This is a genomic window from Streptomyces sp. NPDC020299 (genome assembly GCF_044387825.1).
GTDB lineage: Bacteria > Actinomycetota > Actinomycetes > Streptomycetales > Streptomycetaceae > Streptomyces.
In genome coordinates this window covers 32,181-53,903 of sequence record NZ_JBIRWL010000019.1, presented here as the reverse complement: position 1 = coordinate 53,903, position 21,723 = coordinate 32,181, and the positions used below count along the sequence as shown (strand labels likewise).

At 69.1% G+C, this 21,723-nt stretch carries 21 protein-coding genes; 17 read left to right on the top strand and 4 right to left on the bottom strand.

Annotation, left to right across the window (positions count from 1 at the left end):
* Positions 1–4: 4 nt before the first annotated feature.
* Positions 5–604 (top strand): imidazolonepropionase-like domain-containing protein, encoded by a 600-nt coding sequence (locus tag ACH45E_RS36340; RefSeq protein ID WP_361449614.1) that lies wholly within the window; start codon positions 5–7, stop codon positions 602–604.
* Positions 605–631: 27 nt separating this feature from the next.
* Here the strand turns inward: ACH45E_RS36340 and ACH45E_RS36335 are convergent, their stop codons facing one another.
* Positions 632–1,660, bottom strand: a complete 1,029-nt coding sequence (locus ACH45E_RS36335; protein ID WP_361449617.1) for a chitinase — start codon at positions 1,658–1,660, stop codon at positions 632–634.
* A gap of 390 nt (positions 1,661–2,050) precedes the next feature.
* On the opposite strand from ACH45E_RS36335, the gene ACH45E_RS36330 reads away from it, so the two are divergent.
* From ACH45E_RS36330 to ACH45E_RS36315, 4 genes are read left to right on the top strand one after another with little or no spacing between them, the layout of a single operon-like run.
* Positions 2,051–2,365, top strand: coding sequence for a hypothetical protein (locus ACH45E_RS36330; RefSeq protein WP_361449620.1), 315 nt, complete (start codon positions 2,051–2,053; stop codon positions 2,363–2,365).
* Between the two features lie 19 nt (positions 2,366–2,384).
* Positions 2,385–4,697 (top strand): glycosyltransferase, encoded by a 2,313-nt coding sequence (locus ACH45E_RS36325; RefSeq protein ID WP_361449623.1) that lies wholly within the window; start codon positions 2,385–2,387, stop codon positions 4,695–4,697.
* Positions 4,697–5,995: an acyltransferase gene (locus tag ACH45E_RS36320; protein ID WP_361449626.1), complete on the top strand. Its 1,299-nt coding sequence runs from the start codon at positions 4,697–4,699 to the stop codon at positions 5,993–5,995. The genes ACH45E_RS36325 and ACH45E_RS36320 overlap by 1 nt, the downstream gene beginning before the upstream one ends.
* Positions 5,996–6,047: 52 nt before the next feature.
* The gene (locus ACH45E_RS36315) at positions 6,048–6,743 is read left to right on the top strand and encodes a demethylmenaquinone methyltransferase (protein ID WP_361449629.1); all 696 of its coding nucleotides are present in this window, start codon (positions 6,048–6,050) and stop codon (positions 6,741–6,743) included.
* Here ACH45E_RS36315 and ACH45E_RS36310 read toward each other — a convergent pair.
* Both ACH45E_RS36310 and ACH45E_RS36305 read right to left on the bottom strand, forming a co-directional pair.
* On the bottom strand, positions 6,730–7,047 hold the full coding sequence (locus ACH45E_RS36310; protein ID WP_361449631.1) for a PASTA domain-containing protein: 318 nt from the start codon (positions 7,045–7,047) through the stop codon (positions 6,730–6,732). The two genes, ACH45E_RS36315 and ACH45E_RS36310, sit on opposite strands and share 14 nt — an antisense overlap.
* Before the next feature lie 140 nt (positions 7,048–7,187).
* A complete protein-coding gene (locus tag ACH45E_RS36305) occupies positions 7,188–7,697 on the bottom strand; it encodes a GNAT family N-acetyltransferase (RefSeq protein ID WP_361449634.1) in 510 nt (169 codons plus the stop codon).
* A 48-nt stretch (positions 7,698–7,745) separates the two neighbouring features.
* On the opposite strand from ACH45E_RS36305, the gene ACH45E_RS36300 reads away from it, so the two are divergent.
* Positions 7,746–9,080 carry a geranylgeranyl reductase family protein gene (locus ACH45E_RS36300; protein ID WP_361449637.1) on the top strand — a complete coding sequence of 445 codons (1,335 nt, stop codon included), beginning with the start codon at positions 7,746–7,748 and terminating at the stop codon, positions 9,078–9,080.
* 175 nt (positions 9,081–9,255) lie between these two features.
* Here ACH45E_RS36300 and ACH45E_RS36295 read toward each other — a convergent pair whose 3' ends face one another.
* Complete coding sequence (locus ACH45E_RS36295; protein WP_361449639.1) at positions 9,256–10,071, bottom strand: C40 family peptidase; 816 nt, start codon at positions 10,069–10,071, stop codon at positions 9,256–9,258.
* A 762-nt stretch (positions 10,072–10,833) separates the two neighbouring features.
* On the opposite strand from ACH45E_RS36295, the gene ACH45E_RS36290 reads away from it, so the two are divergent.
* The 11 genes from ACH45E_RS36290 to nuoK are packed head-to-tail and all read left to right on the top strand — an operon-like array spanning position 10,834 to position 21,709.
* Positions 10,834–11,193, top strand: coding sequence for an NADH-quinone oxidoreductase subunit A (locus tag ACH45E_RS36290; RefSeq protein ID WP_007383963.1), 360 nt, complete (start codon positions 10,834–10,836; stop codon positions 11,191–11,193).
* A 14-nt stretch (positions 11,194–11,207) separates the two neighbouring features.
* Entirely contained in the window at positions 11,208–11,762 is a 555-nt protein-coding gene (locus tag ACH45E_RS36285; RefSeq protein WP_007383964.1) for an NADH-quinone oxidoreductase subunit B family protein, read from the top strand.
* Positions 11,759–12,523: an NADH-quinone oxidoreductase subunit C gene (locus ACH45E_RS36280; RefSeq protein WP_361449643.1), complete on the top strand. Its 765-nt coding sequence runs from the start codon at positions 11,759–11,761 to the stop codon at positions 12,521–12,523. Before ACH45E_RS36285 ends, ACH45E_RS36280 begins: the two co-directional genes overlap by 4 nt.
* Entirely contained in the window at positions 12,520–13,854 is a 1,335-nt protein-coding gene (locus ACH45E_RS36275; protein ID WP_361449646.1) for an NADH-quinone oxidoreductase subunit D, read from the top strand. Before ACH45E_RS36280 ends, ACH45E_RS36275 begins: the two co-directional genes overlap by 4 nt.
* Positions 13,851–14,723 carry an NADH-quinone oxidoreductase subunit NuoE gene (nuoE, locus tag ACH45E_RS36270; RefSeq protein ID WP_361449649.1) on the top strand — a complete coding sequence of 291 codons (873 nt, stop codon included), beginning with the start codon at positions 13,851–13,853 and terminating at the stop codon, positions 14,721–14,723. Before ACH45E_RS36275 ends, nuoE begins: the two co-directional genes overlap by 4 nt.
* Complete coding sequence (nuoF, locus tag ACH45E_RS36265; protein ID WP_361449651.1) at positions 14,720–16,069, top strand: NADH-quinone oxidoreductase subunit NuoF; 1,350 nt, start codon at positions 14,720–14,722, stop codon at positions 16,067–16,069. The genes nuoE and nuoF overlap by 4 nt, the downstream gene beginning before the upstream one ends.
* Positions 16,066–18,570, top strand: a complete 2,505-nt coding sequence (locus ACH45E_RS36260) for an NADH-quinone oxidoreductase subunit G (RefSeq protein ID WP_361449654.1) — start codon at positions 16,066–16,068, stop codon at positions 18,568–18,570. Before nuoF ends, ACH45E_RS36260 begins: the two co-directional genes overlap by 4 nt.
* The gene (nuoH, locus tag ACH45E_RS36255; protein ID WP_361449657.1) at positions 18,567–19,931 is read left to right on the top strand and encodes an NADH-quinone oxidoreductase subunit NuoH; all 1,365 of its coding nucleotides are present in this window, start codon (positions 18,567–18,569) and stop codon (positions 19,929–19,931) included. The genes ACH45E_RS36260 and nuoH overlap by 4 nt, the downstream gene beginning before the upstream one ends.
* Positions 19,924–20,574 (top strand): NADH-quinone oxidoreductase subunit NuoI, encoded by a 651-nt coding sequence (gene nuoI / locus ACH45E_RS36250; RefSeq protein WP_361449660.1) that lies wholly within the window; start codon positions 19,924–19,926, stop codon positions 20,572–20,574. The genes nuoH and nuoI overlap by 8 nt, the downstream gene beginning before the upstream one ends.
* Positions 20,571–21,413: an NADH-quinone oxidoreductase subunit J gene (locus ACH45E_RS36245; protein ID WP_361449663.1), complete on the top strand. Its 843-nt coding sequence runs from the start codon at positions 20,571–20,573 to the stop codon at positions 21,411–21,413. The genes nuoI and ACH45E_RS36245 overlap by 4 nt, the downstream gene beginning before the upstream one ends.
* Positions 21,410–21,709 (top strand): NADH-quinone oxidoreductase subunit NuoK, encoded by a 300-nt coding sequence (gene nuoK, locus ACH45E_RS36240; RefSeq protein WP_361449666.1) that lies wholly within the window; start codon positions 21,410–21,412, stop codon positions 21,707–21,709. The genes ACH45E_RS36245 and nuoK overlap by 4 nt, the downstream gene beginning before the upstream one ends.
* Positions 21,710–21,723 lie beyond the last annotated feature (14 nt).

Genomic DNA, 21,723 nt, shown 5'->3' with positions numbered 1-21,723 from the left:
GGCTGTGCTGACACTTCACGTCGCCGAGCAGTCGCCCGAGGCGGCGGTCCTGGTCGACGGGGCGTCCGTCGCCGCCGTCGGCCCGTACCAGGAACTTGCCGACGCCCACCCGCGGGCGAGGGTGCGGCGCTGGCCCGGCATCCTGACACCGGGACTGCTGAACCCGTACGGCCCGGAGCTCCTGGAGGCCACGTACCACCCCGACCCGCGCGAGGCAGACGCCCTCGGTACCGAGCCCATCGGCGGGGAGCGGGCGCGGGAGATCTTCCGCACCGACCCCGCCCGCCTGGGCGCGAGCGCGCGGCGCGGGGTGCAGCGGATGCTGGCGCACGGCACGGTGGCGGTGGCCGGGGAGCTGCGGTCGCGGGCCGTGGCCGACGCGGTGCGCAGGGCCGGGCTCGCGGTGGGACAGCGGCCGGACCGCCTCCCGGGTCCGGCGGCGCTGTCCCCGACCCCGCTGATCCTGCTGCCGAGGCTGGTGCCGGGCGGTCCCGCCCGATTCGCCGTGTTCGACGTCGCGGACCGCGCCGAACTGGTCCGGCGTGGTGCCGGGACCTGCGTGGCGACCGTGATCGGCGGGCGGCTGCTGTACCGGGGTCGCTGATCACGGCTCGTGCCGGGGATCGCCGGCTCAGCCCGCGAAAGCCTTCGCGAACGCCCCCGAACTCTGCTTCACCCCGCTGCAGTCGGTCGCCGCGTCGTCGGACGCGGAGTCGTCGTCCTCGCACTGCTGGTCCCTGAAGCTGGACCACATCGACACCCAGGCGATCTCCTTCTCCTCGGCGAACGTCCGCACCTGGGCCGCGTCGGAGAGGGTGAACGTCTCGTTGCCGACGTCGTTGACGCCGATCATCGAGGTCAGCGCCATGCCCCGCCAGGCGTTCGCGTCGGACAGGCCGAACACCTTCTTCAGCTGGGTGTGGGTGGCCCTGGCGGCGGTGAGGGCGTAGTCGCCCATGTCGCCGGCGTACGACTCGCCGTAGTTCATCGTCATGATGTTGACGGTCGAGACCTGGACGTCGTACTCGTTCGCGGACTCCAGCAGCGCCAGGCTGTCGTCGTCCAGCCCGGAGGGCATCACCGGAAGGGTGAAGGAGACCGTGAGGTCGTCGCGGTCCTTCTGCAGCAGGGCGATCGCCTTCGAGCGCAGGGCGACCGAGTCGGAGTCGGTCAGTTCGGCGCCCTCGATGTCGAAGTCGGCCTCGGTGGCGCCCGCCGCGTCCAGCGCCTCGGTGTAGGCGGCGGCCAGCTTCGACGCGCTGTCGCAGGTGGCCGCCAGCTCCTTGCCGGAGGCGCCGCCGAAGGACACCCGTACCGTGGCGCCGTCCTGCTTCAGCCGCGAAATCCGGCTCTTCACCGCAGAGTTGCCGATGGCGTACTCGTCGTTCCACTTCGGCGCGCAGTCGCTGCCGTCGGCGATCACGAAGGCCAGGTTGTACGTCGACGGGGAGCCCGCGGAGTCGTTGTCGGAGGCGGTCGTGGCACTGACGTACGGGGCGTAGGAGGTGCTCGAGGCGGCCGCGCTCCCGGTGCTCGCGGCCTTGTGTTGCGGGGGCGCGGGGGCTGCCTTCGACGTTCCGCCGGAGCCCGAGGAGCACCCCGTGACTGCCATGGCAAACAGGCATGTGAGCCCGGCCGCCGGCTTCAGGAAACTCCTCATGGCTTCTGCACCCGCTCTCGTGATGTGTGTCTCAGCACTGAAACAAAGTCTCCTTCAAAAGGAAAACGTCTCATACGAAGCCGATGTTCAATTCGGCGGAGGATACACAGGGAATGCATGGGTCGCGGGGCGTTAATCGGGCCAATCGGGCTGTATAGATGGGGTGTTCGGGTATTTTCCGCCCAAGGTGAGGCTGCGCAGGTATTCATAGAATCTCTCAGGAAACCGACAGGTTGAGGCGTTTCTCATGGCGACTTCACAAGAAGAAGGAGTGCGGACACATAAAGAGTCTCTAATATCCGGGGAATGCATTCCGAGACTGCCATCGAAAGCACCGCCGAGGGGCGCGGTCGCCGTCGCAAACGTGGCAACGGGTCCGCCGAGGGACCCGTGTTCGTTGACAACTCCGGACGTCGGTCCAGAGTGCTGCGCCGCATCGGCCTCGGCGTGGGTGTCGTCTGTGCCGGCTACGCCGTCGTGCTCGTCATGGCCTTCATGGGCTGGGGCAGCTCGCTCACCCCGTCCTCGCTGCTGCCCTTCGCGGGCGGGCGGAGCGGCCAGGCCCCCGGCGGCTACCAGCCGCAGGGCGGGATCGGCCGCCCGGCCGGCCTGCCCAGCCGCGTCCCGTCGGCGCCGCCCACGGCCAGGGCCACGGCCACCGCCACCGCCACGGCCACCGCCACCTCGTCCGTGTCCGCCAACTGACGGGAGCGCAGCCACCCTCATGACTACTTCGACACCCGCACGCCGCAGACGCCGAGCCCCCACCCGTATGGAGCGGGCGGCCGGCAAGGCCGCGGCTCTGCAGAAACCGCGTGTCATCCTCGCCCTGCTGCTCCTGCTGGCGCTGACCTGCGTGATGCTGCTCGACGGCTATCTGCGCGCCGAGGTCGGCGGCGACCAGCGGGTGCGTACCGGCGCCAGCTCCAGCAAGGTCCCCGACAAGATCCTCGACGGCGGCCCGATCCTCACCTTCCGGGGCGGCCGGGCGGCCACCGTCTCCGTGCCGGACAAGACCATCGCGCTCACCTTCGACGACGGGCCGAACCCGACCTGGACGCCGCAGGTGCTCAAGATCCTCCAGGAGAACGACGTGCCCGGCACGTTCTTCCTGGTCGGCTCGATGGTGTCCCGCTACCCGAGCATCGTGAAGACGATGGTCGGTCAGGGCAACGAGGTCGGCATCCACACCTTCACGCACGTCGACCTGTCGTACCAGAGCGACGCCCGCGTCAACCGCGAGATGCAGCAGACGCAGTTGGCCCTCGCGGGCGCGGCCGGCATCACGACCACGCTGTTCCGCGCGCCGTACTCGTCGGAGACGGACGCCATCGACAACTACAGCTGGCCCGTGTACCAGAAGCTCGGCAAGGACGGCTACACCAGCGTCTTCGTCGACACCGACAGCGACGACTGGAAGAAGCCGGGCGTCTCGAAGATCGTCAAGTGGGCGACGCCGACGGGCACCAAGGGTGCCTCCGTGCTCTTCCACGACGCGGGTGGCGAGCGGTCGCAGACCATCAAGGCGCTGCCGCAGTACATCAAGAAGATGAAGGCGAAGGGCTACACCTTCACCACCATCAGCGGTGTCGTCCAGAAGCAGAACGCGGCGGAACGGCAGACGGCGGGCGGGCAGCCCGGCGGCCGGCCAGGTACCGGCACCGGTACCGCGCCGGGCGGGGAGAACGGCCGGGGCGGCCAGGGTGCCGCGAGCACCACCGCCCGCCTCCAGGCGGCCCACCGCACCGCCACCGGCATGACCCTCTACGAGGGCAAGGCCCTCATCGCCGCCGTCGCCGTCGCCGAGTGGACCGTGCCCACGCTGTCGGTCGGGCTGATGGTCGTGGGCGTCGCCGTCATGGGCCGCTTCGGGATGATGCTGATCCTCGCCCGGCGCCACTACAGACAGCGCAACAAACGCCGCTTCAGCTGGGGCCCGACGGTCACCCGGCCGGTGAGCGTGATCGTCCCGGCGTACAACGAGAAGGAGTGCATCGCCAACACCCTGGAGTCGCTGGCGCAGAGCACTCATCCGATCGAGATCATCGTCGTCGACGACGGCTCGACCGACGACACGTCCGAGATCGCGCGCAGCGCGGCCGAGTCGCTCGGCATGCGCAACGTCCGGGTCATCCGGCAGGAGAACGCGGGCAAGCCGGCCGCCCTGAACAACGGCGTCCGCAACGCCAGTCACGACATCGTCGTGATGATGGACGGCGACACCGTCTTCGAGGCGGACACCGTACGGCAGCTGGTGCAGCCCTTCGCCGACCCGGAGGTCGGCGCGGTCGCGGGCAACGCCAAGGTCGGCAACCGCGACACGGTCATCGGCGCCTGGCAGCACATCGAGTACGTGATGGGCTTCAACCTGGACCGGCGCATGTACGACCTGCTGCGCTGCATGCCCACCATCCCGGGCGCGATCGGCGCGTTCCGCCGGGACGCGGTGCTGGAGGTCGGCGGCATGAGCGAGGACACCCTCGCCGAGGACACCGACATCACCATCGCCATGCACCGCGCGGGCTGGCGGGTGGTCTATCAGGAGCACGCCAAGGCCTGGACGGAGGCGCCCGGTTCGCTCAAGCAGCTGTGGTCGCAGCGCTACCGCTGGTCGTACGGCACCATGCAGGCGCTGTGGAAGCACCGCAAGTCCCTCACGGACAGGGGGCCCTCGGGGCGCTTCGGCCGGGTCGGGATGCCGCTGGTGGTGCTCTTCCAGATCGTCACGCCCGTCTTCGCCCCGCTCATCGACGTGTTCACCGCCTACTCGATGATCTTCATCGACTTCCAGGCCGCGCTGCTCGCCTGGCTCGCGGTGCTCGCCGTTCAGCTCGTGTGCGCGGCGTACGCCTTCCGTCTGGACCGGGAGAAGTACCGCTACCTGCTGATGATGCCGCTGCAACAGCTGGCCTACCGGCAGATGATGTACCTCGTCCTCATCCACTCCTGCATCACCGCCCTCACCGGCGGCCGGCTGCGTTGGCAGAAGCTCAAGCGCACGGGTGAGGTCGGGACGCCGGCGGGGGTGAGCGGCTGATGAGCTGGGAGCAGCAGCAGGGGTACGGGCAGCCGTATCCGCAGGGGTACGACGGTTACCAGTACGGGGAGCAGCAGTATCCGCAGCAGCACTATGCGGACTACGGGCAGGTCGCGGCGGCGGAGGCCACGGTGGCGGAGGCCACGGCACCGCTGCCGGTGGTGGAGGCGGCTCCGGCACCAGAGCCCGAAGTGGTGGCGTCCGCCGCCGAGGAGAGAAAATCCCGGGCCAAGTCCAAATCCAAGTCCAAGCCGGGGCTCAGGCCCACGGGCCGCGACCGCTACTTCGACACCCTCCGCGCCGTCGCCCTCATCCGCGTCGTCACCTATCACACCTTCGGCTGGGCCTGGTGCGGCATGGTCTTCCCGTCCATGGGGGTCATGTTCGGCCTGGCCGGCACCCTGATGGCGAAGTCGCTGGAGCGTCCCGCGGCCAAGGTCCTGAAGAGCCGGCTGCGCAGACTGCTGCCGCCCTTCTGGTTCTGGGGCTTCTTCGTGGTGCTGGCGATGCTGATCCACGACTGGATCCCCGGCTGGCAGATCGTCTACTGGATCGTGCCGCTCGGCGACCCGCCGGGCAACGCCTGGGGCGAGCAGGCCTGGGAGATCCTCTGGTACCTGCGCACGTACCTCTGGTTCGTCCTGCTCTCCCCGCTGCTGCTGCGGGTCTTCCGGCTCGCCCCGGTCCCGGTGCTGGCGCTGTCCCTCGCGCCGATCCTGGTGCTGGACTTCGTCTGGTCCGGCCCGGACAACCGGCTGGGCAGCGCGATGTGGGACCTGTCCACGTACCTGTTCTGCTGGATCCTCGGCTTCGCCCACCGCGACGGTGTGCTCCAGCGGATGAAACCTGCCCTGGTGGTCGTGCTCTCGTTCGCCGCGCTCGGGTACGGCGGCTGGTACGCCTTCTCGCACCAGGCCGACTTCGGCACGTACGACCTGGACGAGAACCCCCTCGCCCAGGCCTTCTGGTCGGCCGGGTTCGTGATGCTGCTGATGTGGGCGAAGGCGTACTTCCGGATCGACTTCGCCTGGCTCACCCGCTTCAGGCGCCTGGACCGGACGGTCACGGTCTTCAACGCGCGCGCGGTCACGATCTACCTCTGGCACGAGATCGCGCTGGTCCTCGCCGTCCCTCTGATCGACCAGTTCTGGAACGTCCCCGCCTTCGAGAAGTACCTGCCGCTGGAGAGCCAGTGGTTCATGTTCGGCGTCGGCTGGGTGCTGATCGCGGTGTTCATCCTGCTGTGCGGCTGGGTGGAGGACGTGGCGGCGAAGAAGAGGCCGCGGCTGCTGCCGTGACCGGCCGAGGGTGCTGCGGCGGTGTCGGGGGCCCTGCTGCCACAATGGGCCCGTGACCCGCGCATCCCTGGACAAGCAGCCGCACGAAGTCGCCTCGATGTTCGACAACGTGGCGGAACGGTACGACCTGACCAACGACGTGCTGTCCCTGGGGCAGGACCGGCGCTGGCGCAAGGAGGTCGCGAAGGCGGTCGACGCGCGCCCCGCGCAGAAGGTCCTCGACCTGGCCGCGGGGACCGCCACCTCGTCGCTGCCGTTCGCGCAGACGGGCGCCTATGTCGTCCCCTGCGACTTCTCCCTGGGCATGCTCCAGGTGGGCAAGAGCCGCAACTCCTGGCTGCCCTTCACGGCCGGCGACGCGACGCGGCTGCCGTTCAAGGACGACACCTTCGACGCCGTCACGATCTCCTTCGGCCTGCGCAACGTGCAGGACACGGACGCGGCGCTGCGCGAGATGTACCGGGTGACCCGGCCCGGCGGACGGGTGGTGATCTGCGAGTTCTCGCACCCGGTGTGGGCGCCCTTCCGCACCGTCTACACCGAGTACCTGATGCGCGCCCTGCCGCCGGTCGCACGGGCGGTCTCCTCCAACCCCGACGCCTACGTCTACCTCGCCGAGTCCATCCGCGCCTGGCCCGACCAGCCCGCGCTGGGCGAACGGCTGCGCAAGGCGGGCTGGTCCCGGGTCGCGTGGCGGAACCTGACGGGCGGCGTGGTCGCCCTGCACCGGGGTTTCAAGGAGAGCTGAACCCGACGACGGCGTACGGATCGCCCGGCTCGTCCAGTTCGCGTTGCAGCCCGCCCCGGGGCGGTCTCGGGATACGGGGCTCCCGCATGCCCCCACCGCCCTCTCCCTCACCGAAGTCGAACCACACGTACACCATGGACTCCCGGGGCACCTCGGCCCCGGGCTGCGGGTACTGGCGTACGACGTAGTCGACGACGGTGTGGGGGAAGTCCGGCCGGTCCGGGGCGTTGAGGAACAGCCCCCAGGCCTGGGCGGTCTCGCGCGCGTCGACGGCCATCAGACCGACGAGACGGGGTACGCGCACTTCGGGTGTTTTGGGTGTTATACGCACAGATGTCACCCCCAGTGGTACTGGAAGGGTAACCCTGCGCGCGCTGCAGCCGGAAGCTTCAGGTGTCTTTCTGTGACAGTTGACTACGCTGTGTAGCGACTTTTCTGGTCATTTCAGGTCAGAGCAAGCCGGTAGCAGAGCGCGGGCACGTCCAGCCTCGGGTGGGTGTAGGTCTCGGCGGGCTCCATGCCCAGCCGGCGGGCCACCGCGGCGGAACGCTCGTTGCCGGAGCTGATCACGGCCACCACCTCCGGCACGCCCGCCGCCCGCACCCGGTCGAGCGTCTCGCGCGCCGCCGCGGTGGCGTACCCCCTGCCCCAGTGCGCCCGCCCGATCCGCCAGCCGATCTCTATCTCGCCCTTCGGTCCCCACTCCCGCGGCCACGGCTGGGCACCGGTGAAACCGATGACCTCGTCCTCCTCGCCGAGCAGGGACCACAGACAGAAGCCCCGCTCGGCGTCGTGCCGGCGCTGACGGGCGGTGAGCTCCTCGTAGACCGACAGGGTCGCCGACGTGCCGCCGAAGAACTCCATGACCTCGGGGTCGTCGAAGGCCCGGTGCCAGGCGAACGCGTCCTCGTGAGTGGGGACGCGCAGTCGTACCGCGGGGAGAGGTCGGTTCACGGAGGCAGCCCTTCAGCCGAGTGATCAATGCTGCTGAATAGACTGCCCATGTCCAGTGCCGGTCGGCACGCACATTACGAACCTTGGGGAGATCCCGCCGTGACCGAGCCCCTCTCCGACAACACCGCCGATGTGATCGTCGTGGGCGCGGGGCCAGCCGGCTCCACCACCGCGTACCACCTCGCCAGGTCCGGCCTCGACGTACTCCTGCTGGAGAAGACCGAGTTCCCGCGGGAGAAGGTCTGCGGCGACGGCCTGACCCCGCGCGCCGTGAAGCAGCTCGTCGCGATGGGCATCGACATCTCCGAGGAGGCCGGCTGGCTGCGCAACAAGGGCCTTCGCATCATCGGCGGTGGCGCCCGCCTCCAGCTGGACTGGCCTGATCTCGCCTCCTTCCCCGACTACGGACTGGTCCGCAAGCGCGACGACTTCGACGAGCAGCTCGCCCGGCAGGCCCAGAAGGCCGGCGCGCGCCTGTACGAGCGCTGCAACGTCTCCGGCCCCATCGTCGACGACCGCACCGGCCGCATCACCGGCGTCACCGCCAAACTCGGCGAGGACAAGCGCGAGGTCGCCTTCCACGCGCCGCTCGTCGTCGCCGCCGACGGCAACTCCACCCGCCTGTCCCTCGCGATGGGCCTGCACCGCCGTGAGGACCGCCCGATGGGCGTCGCGGTCCGCACCTACTTCACCTCGCCGCGCCACGAGGACGACTACCTGGAGTCGTGGCTGGAGCTCTGGGACCGCCGAGGCCCCCAGGACCGCCTGCTGCCCGGCTACGGCTGGATCTTCGGCATGGGCGACGGCACGAGCAACGTCGGCCTGGGCGTGCTCAACACCTCCGACTCCTTCAAGGAGCTGGACTGGCGCGAGGTCCTGAAGGCCTGGTGCGCCTCCATGCCGCAGGACTGGGGCTACACGCCGGAGAACATGACCGGCCCGATCCGCGGCGCCGCCCTCCCGATGGCCTTCAACCGCCAGCCGCACTACACCAAGGGCCTGCTGCTGGTCGGCGACGCCGGCGGACTGGTGAACCCCTTCAACGGCGAGGGCATCGCCTACGCCATGGAGTCCGGCCAGCTCGCCGCCGACGTCATCGTCCAGGCCCACGCGCGGTCCACGCCCGGCGGGCGCGAACTGGCCCTCCAGCGCTACCCGCGCGTCCTCAAGGACACCTACGGCGGCTACTACACGCTGGGCCGCGCCTTCGTGAAGCTCATCGGCAACCCGAAGGTCATGCAGATCGCCGCCCAGCGCGGCCTGACCCACCCGATGCTGATGAAGTTCACCCTGAAGCTCCTCGCCAACCTGACCGACCCGACGGGCGGCGACGCGATGGACCGGATCATCAACGGGCTGAGCCGGGTGGCGCCGAAGGCGTGAGTGTCCTGACGGCAGCGTCCTGACGGCCCGGCGGGTGGACACGTCCTCCCGCCGGGCCGTTCCGCATCCAGTTGACGACATGTCCGACATGTTGGACGACTGGGCATCGCGGGGGACGCCGAAGGGCCGCTGCCCCCGAGCGGCTGCGGCCCTTCACGCGTGGGGTGGGGTGCTGTCAGAGCACCCGCACGGCGCCGGTCGGCGGGTCGTACGAGAGCGGGTGCTCCCCGACGCCGCTGGAGGGGTTCTGCGCGCCGACGAACATGCCGTCGCCCACGTACACCGCCACGTGGTACGCGCTGCCCGCGCTGCCCCAGTACAGGATGTCGCCCGGCTGAAGGTTGCTCAGCGACACCTGGGTGCCGGCCGTCGACTGGTCCTGGGAGACACGCGGAAGGCTGATCCCGACCTGCTTGAACGCCGTCTGCACCAGGCCCGAGCAGTCGTAGGCGGACGGACCGGTGGCACCGGAGACGTAGGCCTTGCCGATCTGCGCCTTGACGAACGCGACGACGGCGGCGGCCGAACCCGTGGCCGTGGACGAGGACGTGCTCGTCGAGGTGTTGACGGTCGCCTTGGCGGAGAGAGTGGTCCGCTCCGAGTTGCGCGAGGCGCGGGCGGCGGCCTCCTTGCGGGCGGCCTCCTGCGCGGCCTTCTTCTTGGCCTCAGCCTTCTGCTTCGCGTCCGCGAGGTCCGACTTGGCCTGCTTCGCGGCGTTTGCGGCGGCCGCGTCACGCTCGGCCTGCAGTTGGTAGTTCGCGGCGGCCTGCTGCGTGGCATCCGCGGACTGGGCGACCTGGGTGGCGACGTCGGCCGTCAGCGTGGGCAGTTCGAGGGTCTGCGTCACCGGCTCGGCGGCGTTCGCCGCGCCGGACGCCCCGGCCACTGCCAGGGTGCTGAGGACGCCACCGGCAACTCCGGCCCGCATCGCGATTTTCGACGCGCTGCGGCGGGGTTTCCGGTGGCTGCGTATGTGAGCGGTGTGGGACATGGGGATAAGCGGTACCAGGGGCTCCTTCATATCTTCAAGAAACGTGTGCTGCGCCACATTTACTCAACGGGACCCCTGAAACCCTCGCGTGTCATTCCTTATTGACGCCGTAACGGACATTGCGGACGCAGGCGATCAGGCCGTTGATCATGGGTTTTCATGATTACGTCCGAATTGCCCTCCGCCTACCATCGGTTGCGTTCAGTGGCCAAGCCCGGTTCTCAGACGCCTCTCATGAATGTGGCGGAGGTCACGGAACGGTCACCAGTGGGGCCGCGTCTCGCGCGTAGATCACGACCGAATCACAGCCATGTCACGCGACGGACTTCGTGAACGCGTGCACGCGTCCACATCCAGCACCGCACCTCCCTCCGATGTGTGAACGCGAGCGTCTAGCAGGGCGGGACGTCCAGCGCGAATTTGCATGCAAGGGAAGTCTCTTGATATTGAGACGCACCCTCCGGCCTGCGGTGACGAGCGAAAATGTCACCTCTGGTGATCACTCGGACGCTTCCGGTGTGAAGATCACTGCTCATCCGACTTCATGATCGTTCGTCAGGTGGCGGAGATCACAAAGCTTGGGTAATACGCCGTGTCGCAGATCACAGAGTGACGGGCATAAGATGCGAGGCAGTCGGGCTTGTGACCTGCTTCACATGTTCTCGATCTTCGCCCGGGACGAGCGGGGTTCGTGGGACCGGTGAGGCGGATGGTCCGACGCAACCGCCAGCAGTCAGTGCCGACTGAGAGGAGCGAGGAGCGGTGAACGCGTATGCGCCCATCCTCGTACTGGGAGCCCTCGGGGCAGGCTTTGCGATCTTCTCCGTGGTCATGGCCACGCTGATCGGTCCGAAGCGGTACAACCGCGCCAAGCTCGAGGCCTACGAGTGCGGTATCGAGCCGACACCCACGCCGGCCGGCGGCGGGCGCTTCCCCATCAAGTACTACCTGACGGCGATGCTCTTCATCGTCTTCGACATCGAGATCGTCTTCCTCTACCCCTGGGCCGTCACCTTCGACGCCCTGGGTGTTTTCGGGCTCGTGGAGATGCTGCTCTTCGTGCTCACCGTCTTCGTCGCCTACGCGTACGTGTGGCGGCGCGGCGGCCTGGAATGGGACTGAGGGGCCTTTAGGACATGGGACTCGAAGAAAAGCTGCCGAGCGGTTTCCTGCTCACCACCGTCGAGCAGGCCGCGGGCTGGGTGCGCAAGGCGTCCGTCTTCCCCGCCACGTTCGGCCTCGCCTGCTGCGCCATCGAGATGATGACCACCGGAGCCGGCCGCTACGACCTGGCGCGCTTCGGCATGGAGGTCTTCCGCGGCTCACCGCGCCAGGCGGACCTGATGATCGTCGCGGGCCGGGTCAGCCAGAAGATGGCGCCGGTGCTCAGGCAGGTCTACGACCAGATGCCCAACCCGAAGTGGGTGATCTCCATGGGCGTCTGCGCCTCCTCCGGCGGCATGTTCAACAACTACGCGATCGTCCAGGGCGTCGACCACATCGTCCCGGTGGACATCTATCTGCCCGGCTGCCCGCCCCGCCCCGAGATGCTGATGGACGCGATCCTCAAGCTCCACCAGAAGATCCAGTCCTCCAAGCTCGGCGTGAACGCCGAGGAGGCGGCCCGCGAGGCGGAGGAGGCGGCGCTCAAGGCCCTGCCCACGATCGAGATGAAGGGGCTGCTGCGGTGAGCGACGTGAACGGCACCAACGGCGTGAACGGGTCCGCGAACGGGGTGAACCCCGAGAAGGACCTCGCCGCCTCCAACCTCCCCGGCCGCCGCGGCCAGGGCGGCGAGGAGATCCGCGTCCAGCGCGGCATGTTCGGCGCCAACAACGGCGGCGACACCTCCGGCTACGGCGGTCTGGTCCGCTCGGTCCGGCTCCCGGGCCCGGCGACCCGGCCCTACGGCGGTTGGTTCGACGAGGTTGCCGACGAACTCGAGGGCGCGCTGGAGGAACAGGGCCTGCTGCCCGACAACGCGATCGAGAGGACGGTCGTCGACCGCGGCGAGCTCACCTTCCACATCGAGCGCGAGCACCTGCTGCGCGTCGCGAAGACCCTGCGCGACGACCCGGCCCTGCGCTTCGAGCTGTGCACCGGCGTCAGCGGCGTCCACTACCCGCACGACAAGGGCCGCGAGCTGCACGCCGTCTACCACCTGCGCTCGATCACCCACAACCGGCTGCTCCGCCTCGAGGTCAGCGCCCCCGACGACGATCCGCGCATCCCGTCGCTGGTCTCCGTCTACCCGACCAACGACTGGCACGAGCGCGAGACCTACGACTTCTTCGGGATCGTCTTCGACGGCCACCCGGCCCTGACGCGGATCATGATGCCGGACGACTGGCAGGGCCACCCGCAGCGCAAGGACTACCCCCTCGGCGGCATCCCCGTCGAGTACAAGGGCGCCCAGATTCCGGCTCCGGACCAGCGGAGGTCGTACTCGTGAGCACGCAGTCAGCAGCCGCGTCCGCCTCGGCACGCGAGACCACCGAGGGCACCGTCTACACGGTCACCGGTGGCGACTGGGACGAGATCGTCCAGTCCGCCGCCCGTGCCGACGACGAGCGCATCGTCGTCAACATGGGCCCCCAGCACCCCTCCACCCACGGGGTGCTCCGCCTCATCCTGGAGATCGAGGGCGAGACGGTCACCGAGGCCCGCTGCGGCATCGGCTACCTCCACACCGGCATCGAGAAGAACCTCGAGTACCGGACCTGGACGCAGGGCACCACGTTCGTGACGCGCATGGACTACCTGACGTCCTTCTTCAACGAGACCGCCTACTGCCTCGCCGTCGAGAAACTCCTCGGCATCGAGGACCAGATCACCGAGCGGGCCAAGATCATCCGGGTGCTCCTGATGGAGCTGAACCGGCTCTCCTCCCACCTGGTGTGCATCGCCACCGGCGGCATGGAACTCGGCGCCACCACGATCATGATCTACGGATTCCGTGATCGTGAAATGATTCTCGACATCTACGAGCTCATCACGGGCCTCAGGATGAACCACGCGTACATCCGCCCCGGCGGACTCGCGCAGGACCTGCCGCCCGGCGCGGTGGACCACATCCGCGAGTTCGTGAAGAAGATGAAGAAGAACCTCCCGGAGTACGACAAGCTCGCCACCGGGAACCCCATCTTCAAGGCCCGTATGCAGGACGTCGGCTATCTCGACCTGGCCGGCTGCATGGCCCTCGGCGCCACCGGCCCGATCCTGCGCTCCGCCGGACTGCCGCACGACCTGCGCAAGACACAGCCGTACTGCGACTACGAGACGTACGACTTCGAGGTCCCGACCGCGGACTCCTGCGACTCCTACGGCCGCTTCCTGATCCGCCTGGAGGAGATGCGCCAGTCGCTCGGGATCGTCGAGCAGTGCCTGGACCGGCTGCAGCCCGGCCCGGTCATGGTCGCCGACAAGAAGATCGCCTGGCCCGCCCAGCTCGCCCTCGGACCGGACGGACTCGGCAACTCCCTCGACCACATCAAGAAGATCATGGGCACCTCCATGGAGGCCCTGATCCACCACTTCAAGCTGGTCACGGAGGGCTTCCGCGTCCCGCCGGGACAGGCGTACGCGGCGGTCGAGTCACCCAAGGGCGAGCTCGGGGTGCACGCCGTGTCCGACGGCGGCACCCGCCCCTACCGGGTCCACTTCCGCGACCCGTCCTTCACCAACCTGCAGGCCATGGCGGCGATGTGCGAGGGCGGCCAGGTCGCCGACGTCATCGTCGCCGTCGCGTCCATCGACCCCGTGATGGGAGGCGTCGACCGGTGACCACCTCTTCTTCGGAGCGGGGCGTCAGCCTCGGCATGCCCGAGCTGCCGGCGCCCGGCTACCCGGACGACGTCCGAGCCCGGCTGGAGACGGACGCGCGCGAGATCATCGCCCGCTACCCCGACTCCCGATCGGCCCTGCTGCCGCTGCTGCACCTGGTGCAGTCGGAGGAGGGCCATGTCACGCGCACCGGGATGCGGTTCTGCGCGGACATGCTGGACCTGACCACGGCCGAGGTCACCGCGGTCGCCACCTTCTACACCATGTACCGGCGCAAGCCGTCCGGTGACTACCAGGTCGGCGTCTGCACCAACACCCTGTGCGCGGTGATGGGCGGCGACGCGATCTTCGAGGAACTCCAGGAGCACCTCGGCGTCGGGAACGGCGAGACCACCGGCGACGGCAAGATCACCCTGGAGCACATCGAGTGCAACGCGGCCTGCGACTTCGCGCCGGTCGTCATGGTGAACTGGGAGTTCTTCGACAACCAGACCCCGGCCAGCGCCGCACGCCTGGTCGACGACCTCCGCGCGGGACGGCCCGTCGAGCCCACGCGCGGGGCACGCCTGTGCACCTTCAAGGAGACCGCCCGGATCCTGGCGGGCTTCCCCGACGAGCGGCCAGGGGCCGTCGAGGAGAGCGGCAGCGCGGGACCCGCTTCGCTGGTGGGCCTTCGCCTGGCGAGGGGAGAGACCGCACCCGCGCGGGTGGTGCATCCGCGGGACGGCGGACCGCACGACGAACCGCAGGACCGGGCGGTGCACGAGCCGTCGCCGGCCGAACACCTCAGTTCGCATGACGCGCCGCAGGAGACGTCGGCCTCGGACCTGTCCCACCCGGCAGGGCCTACCGCCGAGGAGGGTGAGTGATGAGCGTGGCCGCCGAACTCAAGGACACCAGCCCCGAGAAGCTGCTCGCACCCGTGCTGTCGGCCTTCTGGGACGAGGACAGGTCCTGGACGCTGGACGTCTACCGGAGGCACGAGGGGTACGAGGGGCTCCGCAAGGCACTCGCCATGTCACCGGACGACCTGATCGCGTACGTCAAGGAGTCCGGTCTGCGCGGGCGAGGCGGCGCGGGGTTCCCGACGGGAATGAAGTGGCAGTTCATTCCGCAGGGTGATGGAAAACCGCACTATCTAGTTGTCAACGCCGACGAGTCGGAGCCCGGGACCTGCAAGGACATCCCGCTCCTCTTCGCCAACCCGCATAGCCTCATCGAGGGCATCGTCATCGCCTGCTATGCCATCAGGTCTTCGCATGCCTTCATCTATCTGCGTGGTGAAGTCGTCCCCGTTCTGCGGCGGTTGCACGAGGCCGTGCGCGAGGCCCACGCGGCGGGCTACCTCGGCGAGAACATCCTGGGCAGCGGACTCGACCTCCAGCTCACCGTGCACGCCGGCGCCGGCGCGTACATCTGCGGTGAGGAGACCGCACTGCTCGACTCGCTCGAAGGCCGCCGTGGTCAACCGCGGCTCCGTCCCCCCTTCCCTGCTGTCGAGGGCCTCTACGCGTGCCCGACTGTTGTGAACAACGTCGAGTCGATCGCGTCGGTTCCCGCCATCCTGAAAAACGGCAAGGAATGGTTCAGGTCGATGGGCAGCGAGAAGTCCCCGGGCTTCACGCTCTACTCGCTCAGCGGCCATGTCGCCAGCCCCGGCCAGTACGAGGCCCCGCTCGGCGTCACACTCCGCCAGCTCCTCGACATGAGCGGCGGGATGCGCCCCGGGCACCGGCTGAAGTTCTGGACGCCCGGCGGCTCCTCGACACCGATGTTCACCGACGAGCACCTCGACGTCCCGCTCGACTACGAAGGAGTGGGCGCCGCGGGGTCCATGCTCGGCACCAAAGCACTGCAGTGCTTCGACGAGACCACCTGCGTCGTGCGCGCCGTCACCCGCTGGACCGAGTTCTACGCCCACGAGTCCTGCGGCAAGTGCACGCCCTGCCGCGAAGGCACGTACTGGCTGGTGCAGTTGCTGCGGGACATCGAGGCCGGCAAGGGCGTCACGTCCGACCTCGACAAGCTCGCCGACATCGCCGACAACATCAACGGCAAGTCCTTCTGCGCCCTCGGCGACGGAGCGGCTTCGCCGATCTTCTCCTCGCTCAAGTACTTCCGCGAGGAGTACGAGCAGCACATCACGGGCCGGGGCTGCCCCTTCGACCCGGCCAAGTCGACGGCCTGGGCGGACCGCCCGGAGGTGAACGCATGACCGTGACCACGAGTTCCCCCTCCTCCGGGGGAACGGCGGCGGTCCCGCCGGAGGACCTCGTCACGCTGACGATCGACGGCGTCGAGATCAGCGTGCCCAAGGGCACCCTGGTCATCCGGGCCGCCGAACAGCTCGGCATCGAGATCCCCCGCTTCTGCGACCACCCCCTGCTCGACCCGGCCGGCGCCTGCCGCCAGTGCATCGTCGAGGTCGAGGGCCAGCGCAAGCCCATGGCCTCCTGCACGATCACCTGCACGGACGGGATGGTGGTGAAGACCCACCTCACCTCACCGGCCGCCGAGAAGGCCCAGCACGGTGTGATGGAGCTGCTGCTCATCAACCACCCGCTGGACTGCCCGGTCTGCGACAAGGGCGGCGAGTGCCCGCTGCAGAACCAGGCGATGTCGCACGGCAACGCCGAGTCCCGCTTCGGCGGGAAGAAGCGGACGTACGAGAAGCCGGTCCCGATCTCCACACAGGTACTGCTCGACCGCGAACGGTGCGTGCTGTGCGCCCGCTGCACCCGGTTCTCCAACCAGGTCGCCGGCGACCCGATGATCGAACTGCTCGAGCGGGGCGCGCTCCAGCAGGTCGGCACCGGTGAGGGCGACCCGTTCGAGTCGTACTTCTCCGGCAACACCATCCAGATCTGCCCGGTCGGCGCGCTCACCTCGGCGGCCTACCGATTCCGTTCCCGCCCCTTCGACCTGATCTCGTCGCCGTCCGTCTGCGAGCACTGCTCGGGCGGCTGCGCGACCCGTACCGACCACCGGCGCGGCAAGGTCATGCGGCGGCTCGCCGCCGACGACCCCGAGGTCAACGAGGAGTGGATCTGCGACAAGGGCCGCTTCGCGTTCCGGTACGCGCAGACGAAGGACCGGCTCGACACGCCGCTGGTGCGCAACGCCGAGGGCGAGCTCGAACCGGCCTCCTGGCCGGAGGCGTTGCAGATCGCCGCCCAGGGCCTGCTGGCCTCGCGCGGCAGGACCGGCGTTCTCACCGGCGGACGCCTCACCGTCGAGGACGCCTACGCCTACAGCAAGTTCGCGCGCGTGGCCCTCGACACCAACGACATCGACTTCCGCGCGCGCGTGCACAGCGGCGAGGAGGCCGACTTCCTGGCGGCCCGGGTGGCCGGGCACGGCCGTGACCTCGACGGTACGGGCGTCACGTACACCGCTCTCGAGAAGGCGCCCGCCGTCCTGCTGGTGGGGTTCGAGTCGGAGGAGGAGGCACCCGGCGTCTTCCTGCGGCTGCGCAAGGCCTGGCGCAAGCGCAAGCAGCGGGTGTTCTCGCTGGCCACGCACGCCACGCGCGGACTGGAGAAGGCGGGCGGCACACTGCTCCCGGCCGCTCCCGGTACCGAGACCGAATGGCTGGACGCACTCGCGAGCGGTGTCGGCCTCGAGGACGCCGGGGCCCTGGCCGGCGAGGCGCTGCGCACCGAGGGCGCGGTGATCGTCGTCGGTGAGCGGCTGGCCTCGGTCGCCGGTGGCCTCACCGCCGCCGTACGCGCCGCGTCCGCGACCGGAGCGGGGCTGGTGTGGATTCCGCGGCGGGCCGGGGAGCGCGGCGCGATCGAGGCGGGCGCGCTGCCGTCGCTGCTGCCGGGCGGGCGTCCGGCGACAGACCCGCGCGCGCGTGACGAAGTCGCCGCGGCCTGGGGGCTGGCCGAACTCCCGCACCGCTACGGCCGCGACACCGGCCAGATCATCGAGGCCGCCGCGAGCGGTGAGCTCCAGGCCCTGCTGGTCGCGGGCGTGGAGGTCGCCGACATGCCGGATCCGGCACGCGCGCGTGCGGCGCTGCAAGAGGCCGGTTTCGTGGTGTCGCTGGAGCTGCGGCCCAGCGAGGTCACCGAACGCGCCGACGTCGTCCTGCCGGTCGCGGCGGTCGCCGAGAAGGGGGGCACCTTCCTCAACTGGGAGGGCAGGGGCCGTTCCTTCGAGGCCGCGCTCAAGCCCGACCAGATGACCCGCCGCCTGGCACCGGCCGACGCGCGGGTGCTGCAGATGCTGGCCGACGCCATGGACGTACACCTGGGCCTGCCGGATCTGCGGACCGCACGCGCGGAACTGGACCGGCTCGGCGCCTGGGACGGGCCGCGGGCCTCCGGGCCGCTTGAGACGGCGAGTGCGCTGCCGCGTCCGGCCGCCGGGGAGGCGGTGCTCGCCGGCCACCGGCTGCTGCTCGACCAGGGCGTGCTCCAGGAGGGCGACGAGGCGCTCGCCGGAACCCGGCACGCGGCACGCGCGCGCGTGTCCGCCGCGACGGCCGCCGAGGCGGGCCTCACGGAAGGCGACCTCCTCGCGGTGACCGGCCCCGCCGGGGTCGTGGAACTCCCGCTCCAGATCACGGAGATGCCCGACCGGGTGGTCTGGCTCCCGCTGAACTCCGTAGGCGGCGGCGTCGCCTCCGACACCGGGGCACAGCCCGGCTCCCTCGTCCGCATCGGCCCGGCGGCACTCGCCGAAGAGGCCCCCAAGGAGGTGGAGGCATGAGCCCGTACCTCGCCGCTGAAGACCTCTCGATGTTCGGCCGCGACCCCTGGTGGCTGGTCGTCGTCAAGGCCGTCTTCTGCTTCGCCTTCCTGATGGTGACCGTGCTGTTCTCCATCGTCTGGGAGCGCAAGGTCGTCGCCTGGATGCAGCTGCGCATCGGCCCCAACCGGCACGGCCCCTGGGGCATGCTCCAGTCGCTGGCCGACGGCATCAAGCTGATGCTCAAGGAAGACGTCATCGTCAAGCGCGCGGACAAGGTGGTGTACGTCCTCGCACCGATCGTCGCGGCCATCCCGGCCTTCATGGCGATCGCGGTGATCCCGTTCGGACCGGCCGGCAACGAGATCTCGATCTTCGGGCAGCGCACCACGATGCAGCTCACCGACCTGCCGATCGCGATGCTCTACGTCCTCGCGGTCGCCTCGGTCGGCATCTACGGCATCGTGCTGGCGGGTTGGAGTTCCGGATCCACGTATCCGCTCCTCGGCGCCCTGCGCTCCTGTGCGCAGATGATCTCCTACGAGATCGCCATGGGTGCGGCGTTCGCCTCCGTGTTCCTCTACTCGGGGTCGATGTCGACGTCGACGATCGTCGAGCAGCAGCACGACCGCTGGTACATCCTGCTGCTGCCGGTCTCCTTCATCCTCTACATCGTCACCATGGTGGGCGAGACCAACCGCGCCCCCTTCGACATGCCGGAGTCCGAGGGCGACCTGGTCGGCGGCTTCAACACCGAGTACTCGTCGATCAAGTTCGCGATGTTCATGCTCGCCGAGTACGTCAACATGGTGACGGTCTCGGCCGTGTCGACCACCCTGTTCCTCGGCGGCTGGCGCGCCCCCTGGCCGATCAGCACCTTCTGGGAGGGCGCGAACCACGGCTGGTGGCCGCTGCTCTGGTTCGTGATCAAGGTCCAGCTGCTGCTGTTCTTCTTCATCTGGCTGCGCGGCACGCTCCCGCGTGTCCGCTACGACCAGCTGATGAAGCTCGGCTGGAAGGTCCTCATCCCGGTCTCCGTGACGTGGCTGATGCTCGTCGCGACCGTGCGGACCCTCAGGAACGAGAACTACGACTTCGCCGACATCGCCCTCTACGTCGGCGGCGCCGTCCTGGCGCTGCTCCTGCTGTCCTTCGTCGCCGACATGTTCCGCGACAAGGCCGAGAAGGCCGAGCCGTCCGCCGCCCAGCCGGCCGCGTTCGACCCGATGGCCGGTGGATTCCCCGTGCCGCCGCTGCCCGGACAGGAGCTGCCGCCGGTGCCCCGGCGTCGCTCACGCCGCGAGCGGGAGCTGATTGTCAGTGGTGGAGCGGACACTGTCAGTGACGGATCTTCGGATGGAAAGGAGGCGTCCGATGGCTGAGGAGCCTCAGGAGGCCGGGCAGGCGAAGCCTGGCTTCCAGAACCCCGTGGCCGGCTTCGGCGTGACCTTCAAGGCCATGTTCAAGAAGCGGCTGACCGAGCAGTACCCGGAGCAGAAGAAGACCACGGCTCCGCGGTTCCACGGACGGCACCAGCTCAACCGCCATCCGGACGGCCTGGAGAAATGCGTCGGCTGCGAGCTGTGCGCCTGGGCCTGCCCCGCCGACGCCATCTACGTCGAGGGCGCCGACAACACCGACGAGGAGCGCTACTCGCCGGGCGAGCGGTACGGCCGCGTGTACCAGATCAACTACGCCCGCTGCATCCTGTGCGGCCTGTGCATCGAGGCGTGCCCCACGCGCGCGCTCACGATGACCAACGAGTTCGAGCTGGCCGACAGCAGCCGCGCCAACCTCATCTACACCAAGGAGCAGCTGCTCGCCGGACTCGAGGAGGGCATGGTCGACTCCCCCCACGCCATCTACCCGGGCATGGACGAGCAGGACTACTACCGGGGCCTGGTGACCGAGGCCGCGCCCGGCACCGTGCCGCAGGTGGCCCACTCCAAGGGCGAGGTGCCGCAGGAGGCCGCTTCGACCTTCGGTGCGGACGAACCCGCCTCGAAGAAGGTGATCGGCCGATGACCGCGCAGCTCGCCGCCTACTCCACCTCCACCGGAGAGGCCTTCCAGTTCTGGGTCCTCGGCACCGTCGCCGTGATCGGCGCCCTGTGCACCGTCTTCATGAAGAAGGCCGTGCACAGCGCGCTCTGTCTCGCCGGAACCATGATCGTCCTGGCGGTGTTCTACCTCGCCAACGGCGCCTACTTCCTGGGCATCGTGCAGATCGTCGTCTACACCGGCGCGATCATGATGCTGTTCCTGTTCGTGGTGATGCTCGTCGGCGTCACGGCCGCGGACTCGCTGAAGGAGACCATCAAGGGCCAGCGCTGGCTGGCCCTCCTGTGCGGGGTGGGCTTCGGCGTCCTGCTGCTCGGCGGCATCGGGAACGCCTCCCTGAAGGAGTTCGAGGGCACCGGACAGGCGAACGCGAACGGCAACGTGGAGGGCCTGGCGGCCCTCATCTTCACCAAGTACGTCTTCGCCTTCGAAATCACCGGCGCCCTGCTCATCACGGCCGTCGTCGGCGCCATGGTCCTCACCCACCGCGAGCGCACCGAGCGCGCCAAGACGCAGCGCGAGCTGTCCGAACAGCGCGTCCGCGAGGGCAAGCACGTGCCGCCGCTGCCCGCGCCCGGTGTGTACGCCCGGCACAACGCCGTCGACATCGCGGGCCTGCTGCCCGACGGCACGCCGTCGGAGCTCACGGTCAGCAAGACGCTGCGCGAACGCGGCCAGATCCGTGACGTGTCGACGGAGGCCCTCAACGACCTGCGGGCCCTGGAGCAGCGCGCGGAGGAGCGCCTGGAGCGCACGACGATCGAGCCGGCGAACCTCAAGCGGGCCGAGGAGGCGCAGAAGTGAACCCCGTCAACTATCTGTATCTCGCGGCGCTGCTGTTCACGATCGGCGCGACCGGCGTGCTCATCAGGCGGAACGCGATCGTCGTGTTCATGTGCATCGAGCTGATGCTCAACGCCTGCAATCTCGCGTTCGTCGTCTTCTCCCGGATGCACGGCAACCTCGACGGCCAGATCATCGCCTTCTTCACGATGGTCGTGGCCGCCGCCGAGGTCGTCGTCGGTCTGGCGATCATCGTGTCGCTGTTCCGGGCCCGCCACTCGGCCTCGGTCGACGACGCCAGCCTGATGAAGCTGTAAGGGGTCGGGAGAAT

Bases quoted from the DNA above. Each gene is read 5' to 3' on its own strand.
- ACH45E_RS36260 (WP_361449654.1), top strand. From the start codon at position 16,066: ATGACCGTGACCACGAGTTCCCCCTCCTCCGGGGGAACGGCGGCGGTC.
- ACH45E_RS36320 (WP_361449626.1), top strand. From the start codon at position 4,697: ATGAGCTGGGAGCAGCAGCAGGGGTACGGGCAGCCGTATCCGCAGGGG.
- nuoI (WP_361449660.1), top strand. From the start codon at position 19,924: ATGGCTGAGGAGCCTCAGGAGGCCGGGCAGGCGAAGCCTGGCTTCCAG.
- ACH45E_RS36300 (WP_361449637.1), top strand. From the start codon at position 7,746: ATGTCCAGTGCCGGTCGGCACGCACATTACGAACCTTGGGGAGATCCC.
- ACH45E_RS36295 (WP_361449639.1), bottom strand. From the start codon at position 10,071: ATGTCCCACACCGCTCACATACGCAGCCACCGGAAACCCCGCCGCAGC.
- ACH45E_RS36245 (WP_361449663.1), top strand. From the start codon at position 20,571: ATGACCGCGCAGCTCGCCGCCTACTCCACCTCCACCGGAGAGGCCTTC.
- nuoH (WP_361449657.1), top strand. From the start codon at position 18,567: ATGAGCCCGTACCTCGCCGCTGAAGACCTCTCGATGTTCGGCCGCGAC.
- ACH45E_RS36285 (WP_007383964.1), top strand. From the start codon at position 11,208: ATGGGACTCGAAGAAAAGCTGCCGAGCGGTTTCCTGCTCACCACCGTC.
- ACH45E_RS36335 (WP_361449617.1), bottom strand. From the start codon at position 1,660: ATGAGGAGTTTCCTGAAGCCGGCGGCCGGGCTCACATGCCTGTTTGCC.
- ACH45E_RS36325 (WP_361449623.1), top strand. From the start codon at position 2,385: ATGACTACTTCGACACCCGCACGCCGCAGACGCCGAGCCCCCACCCGT.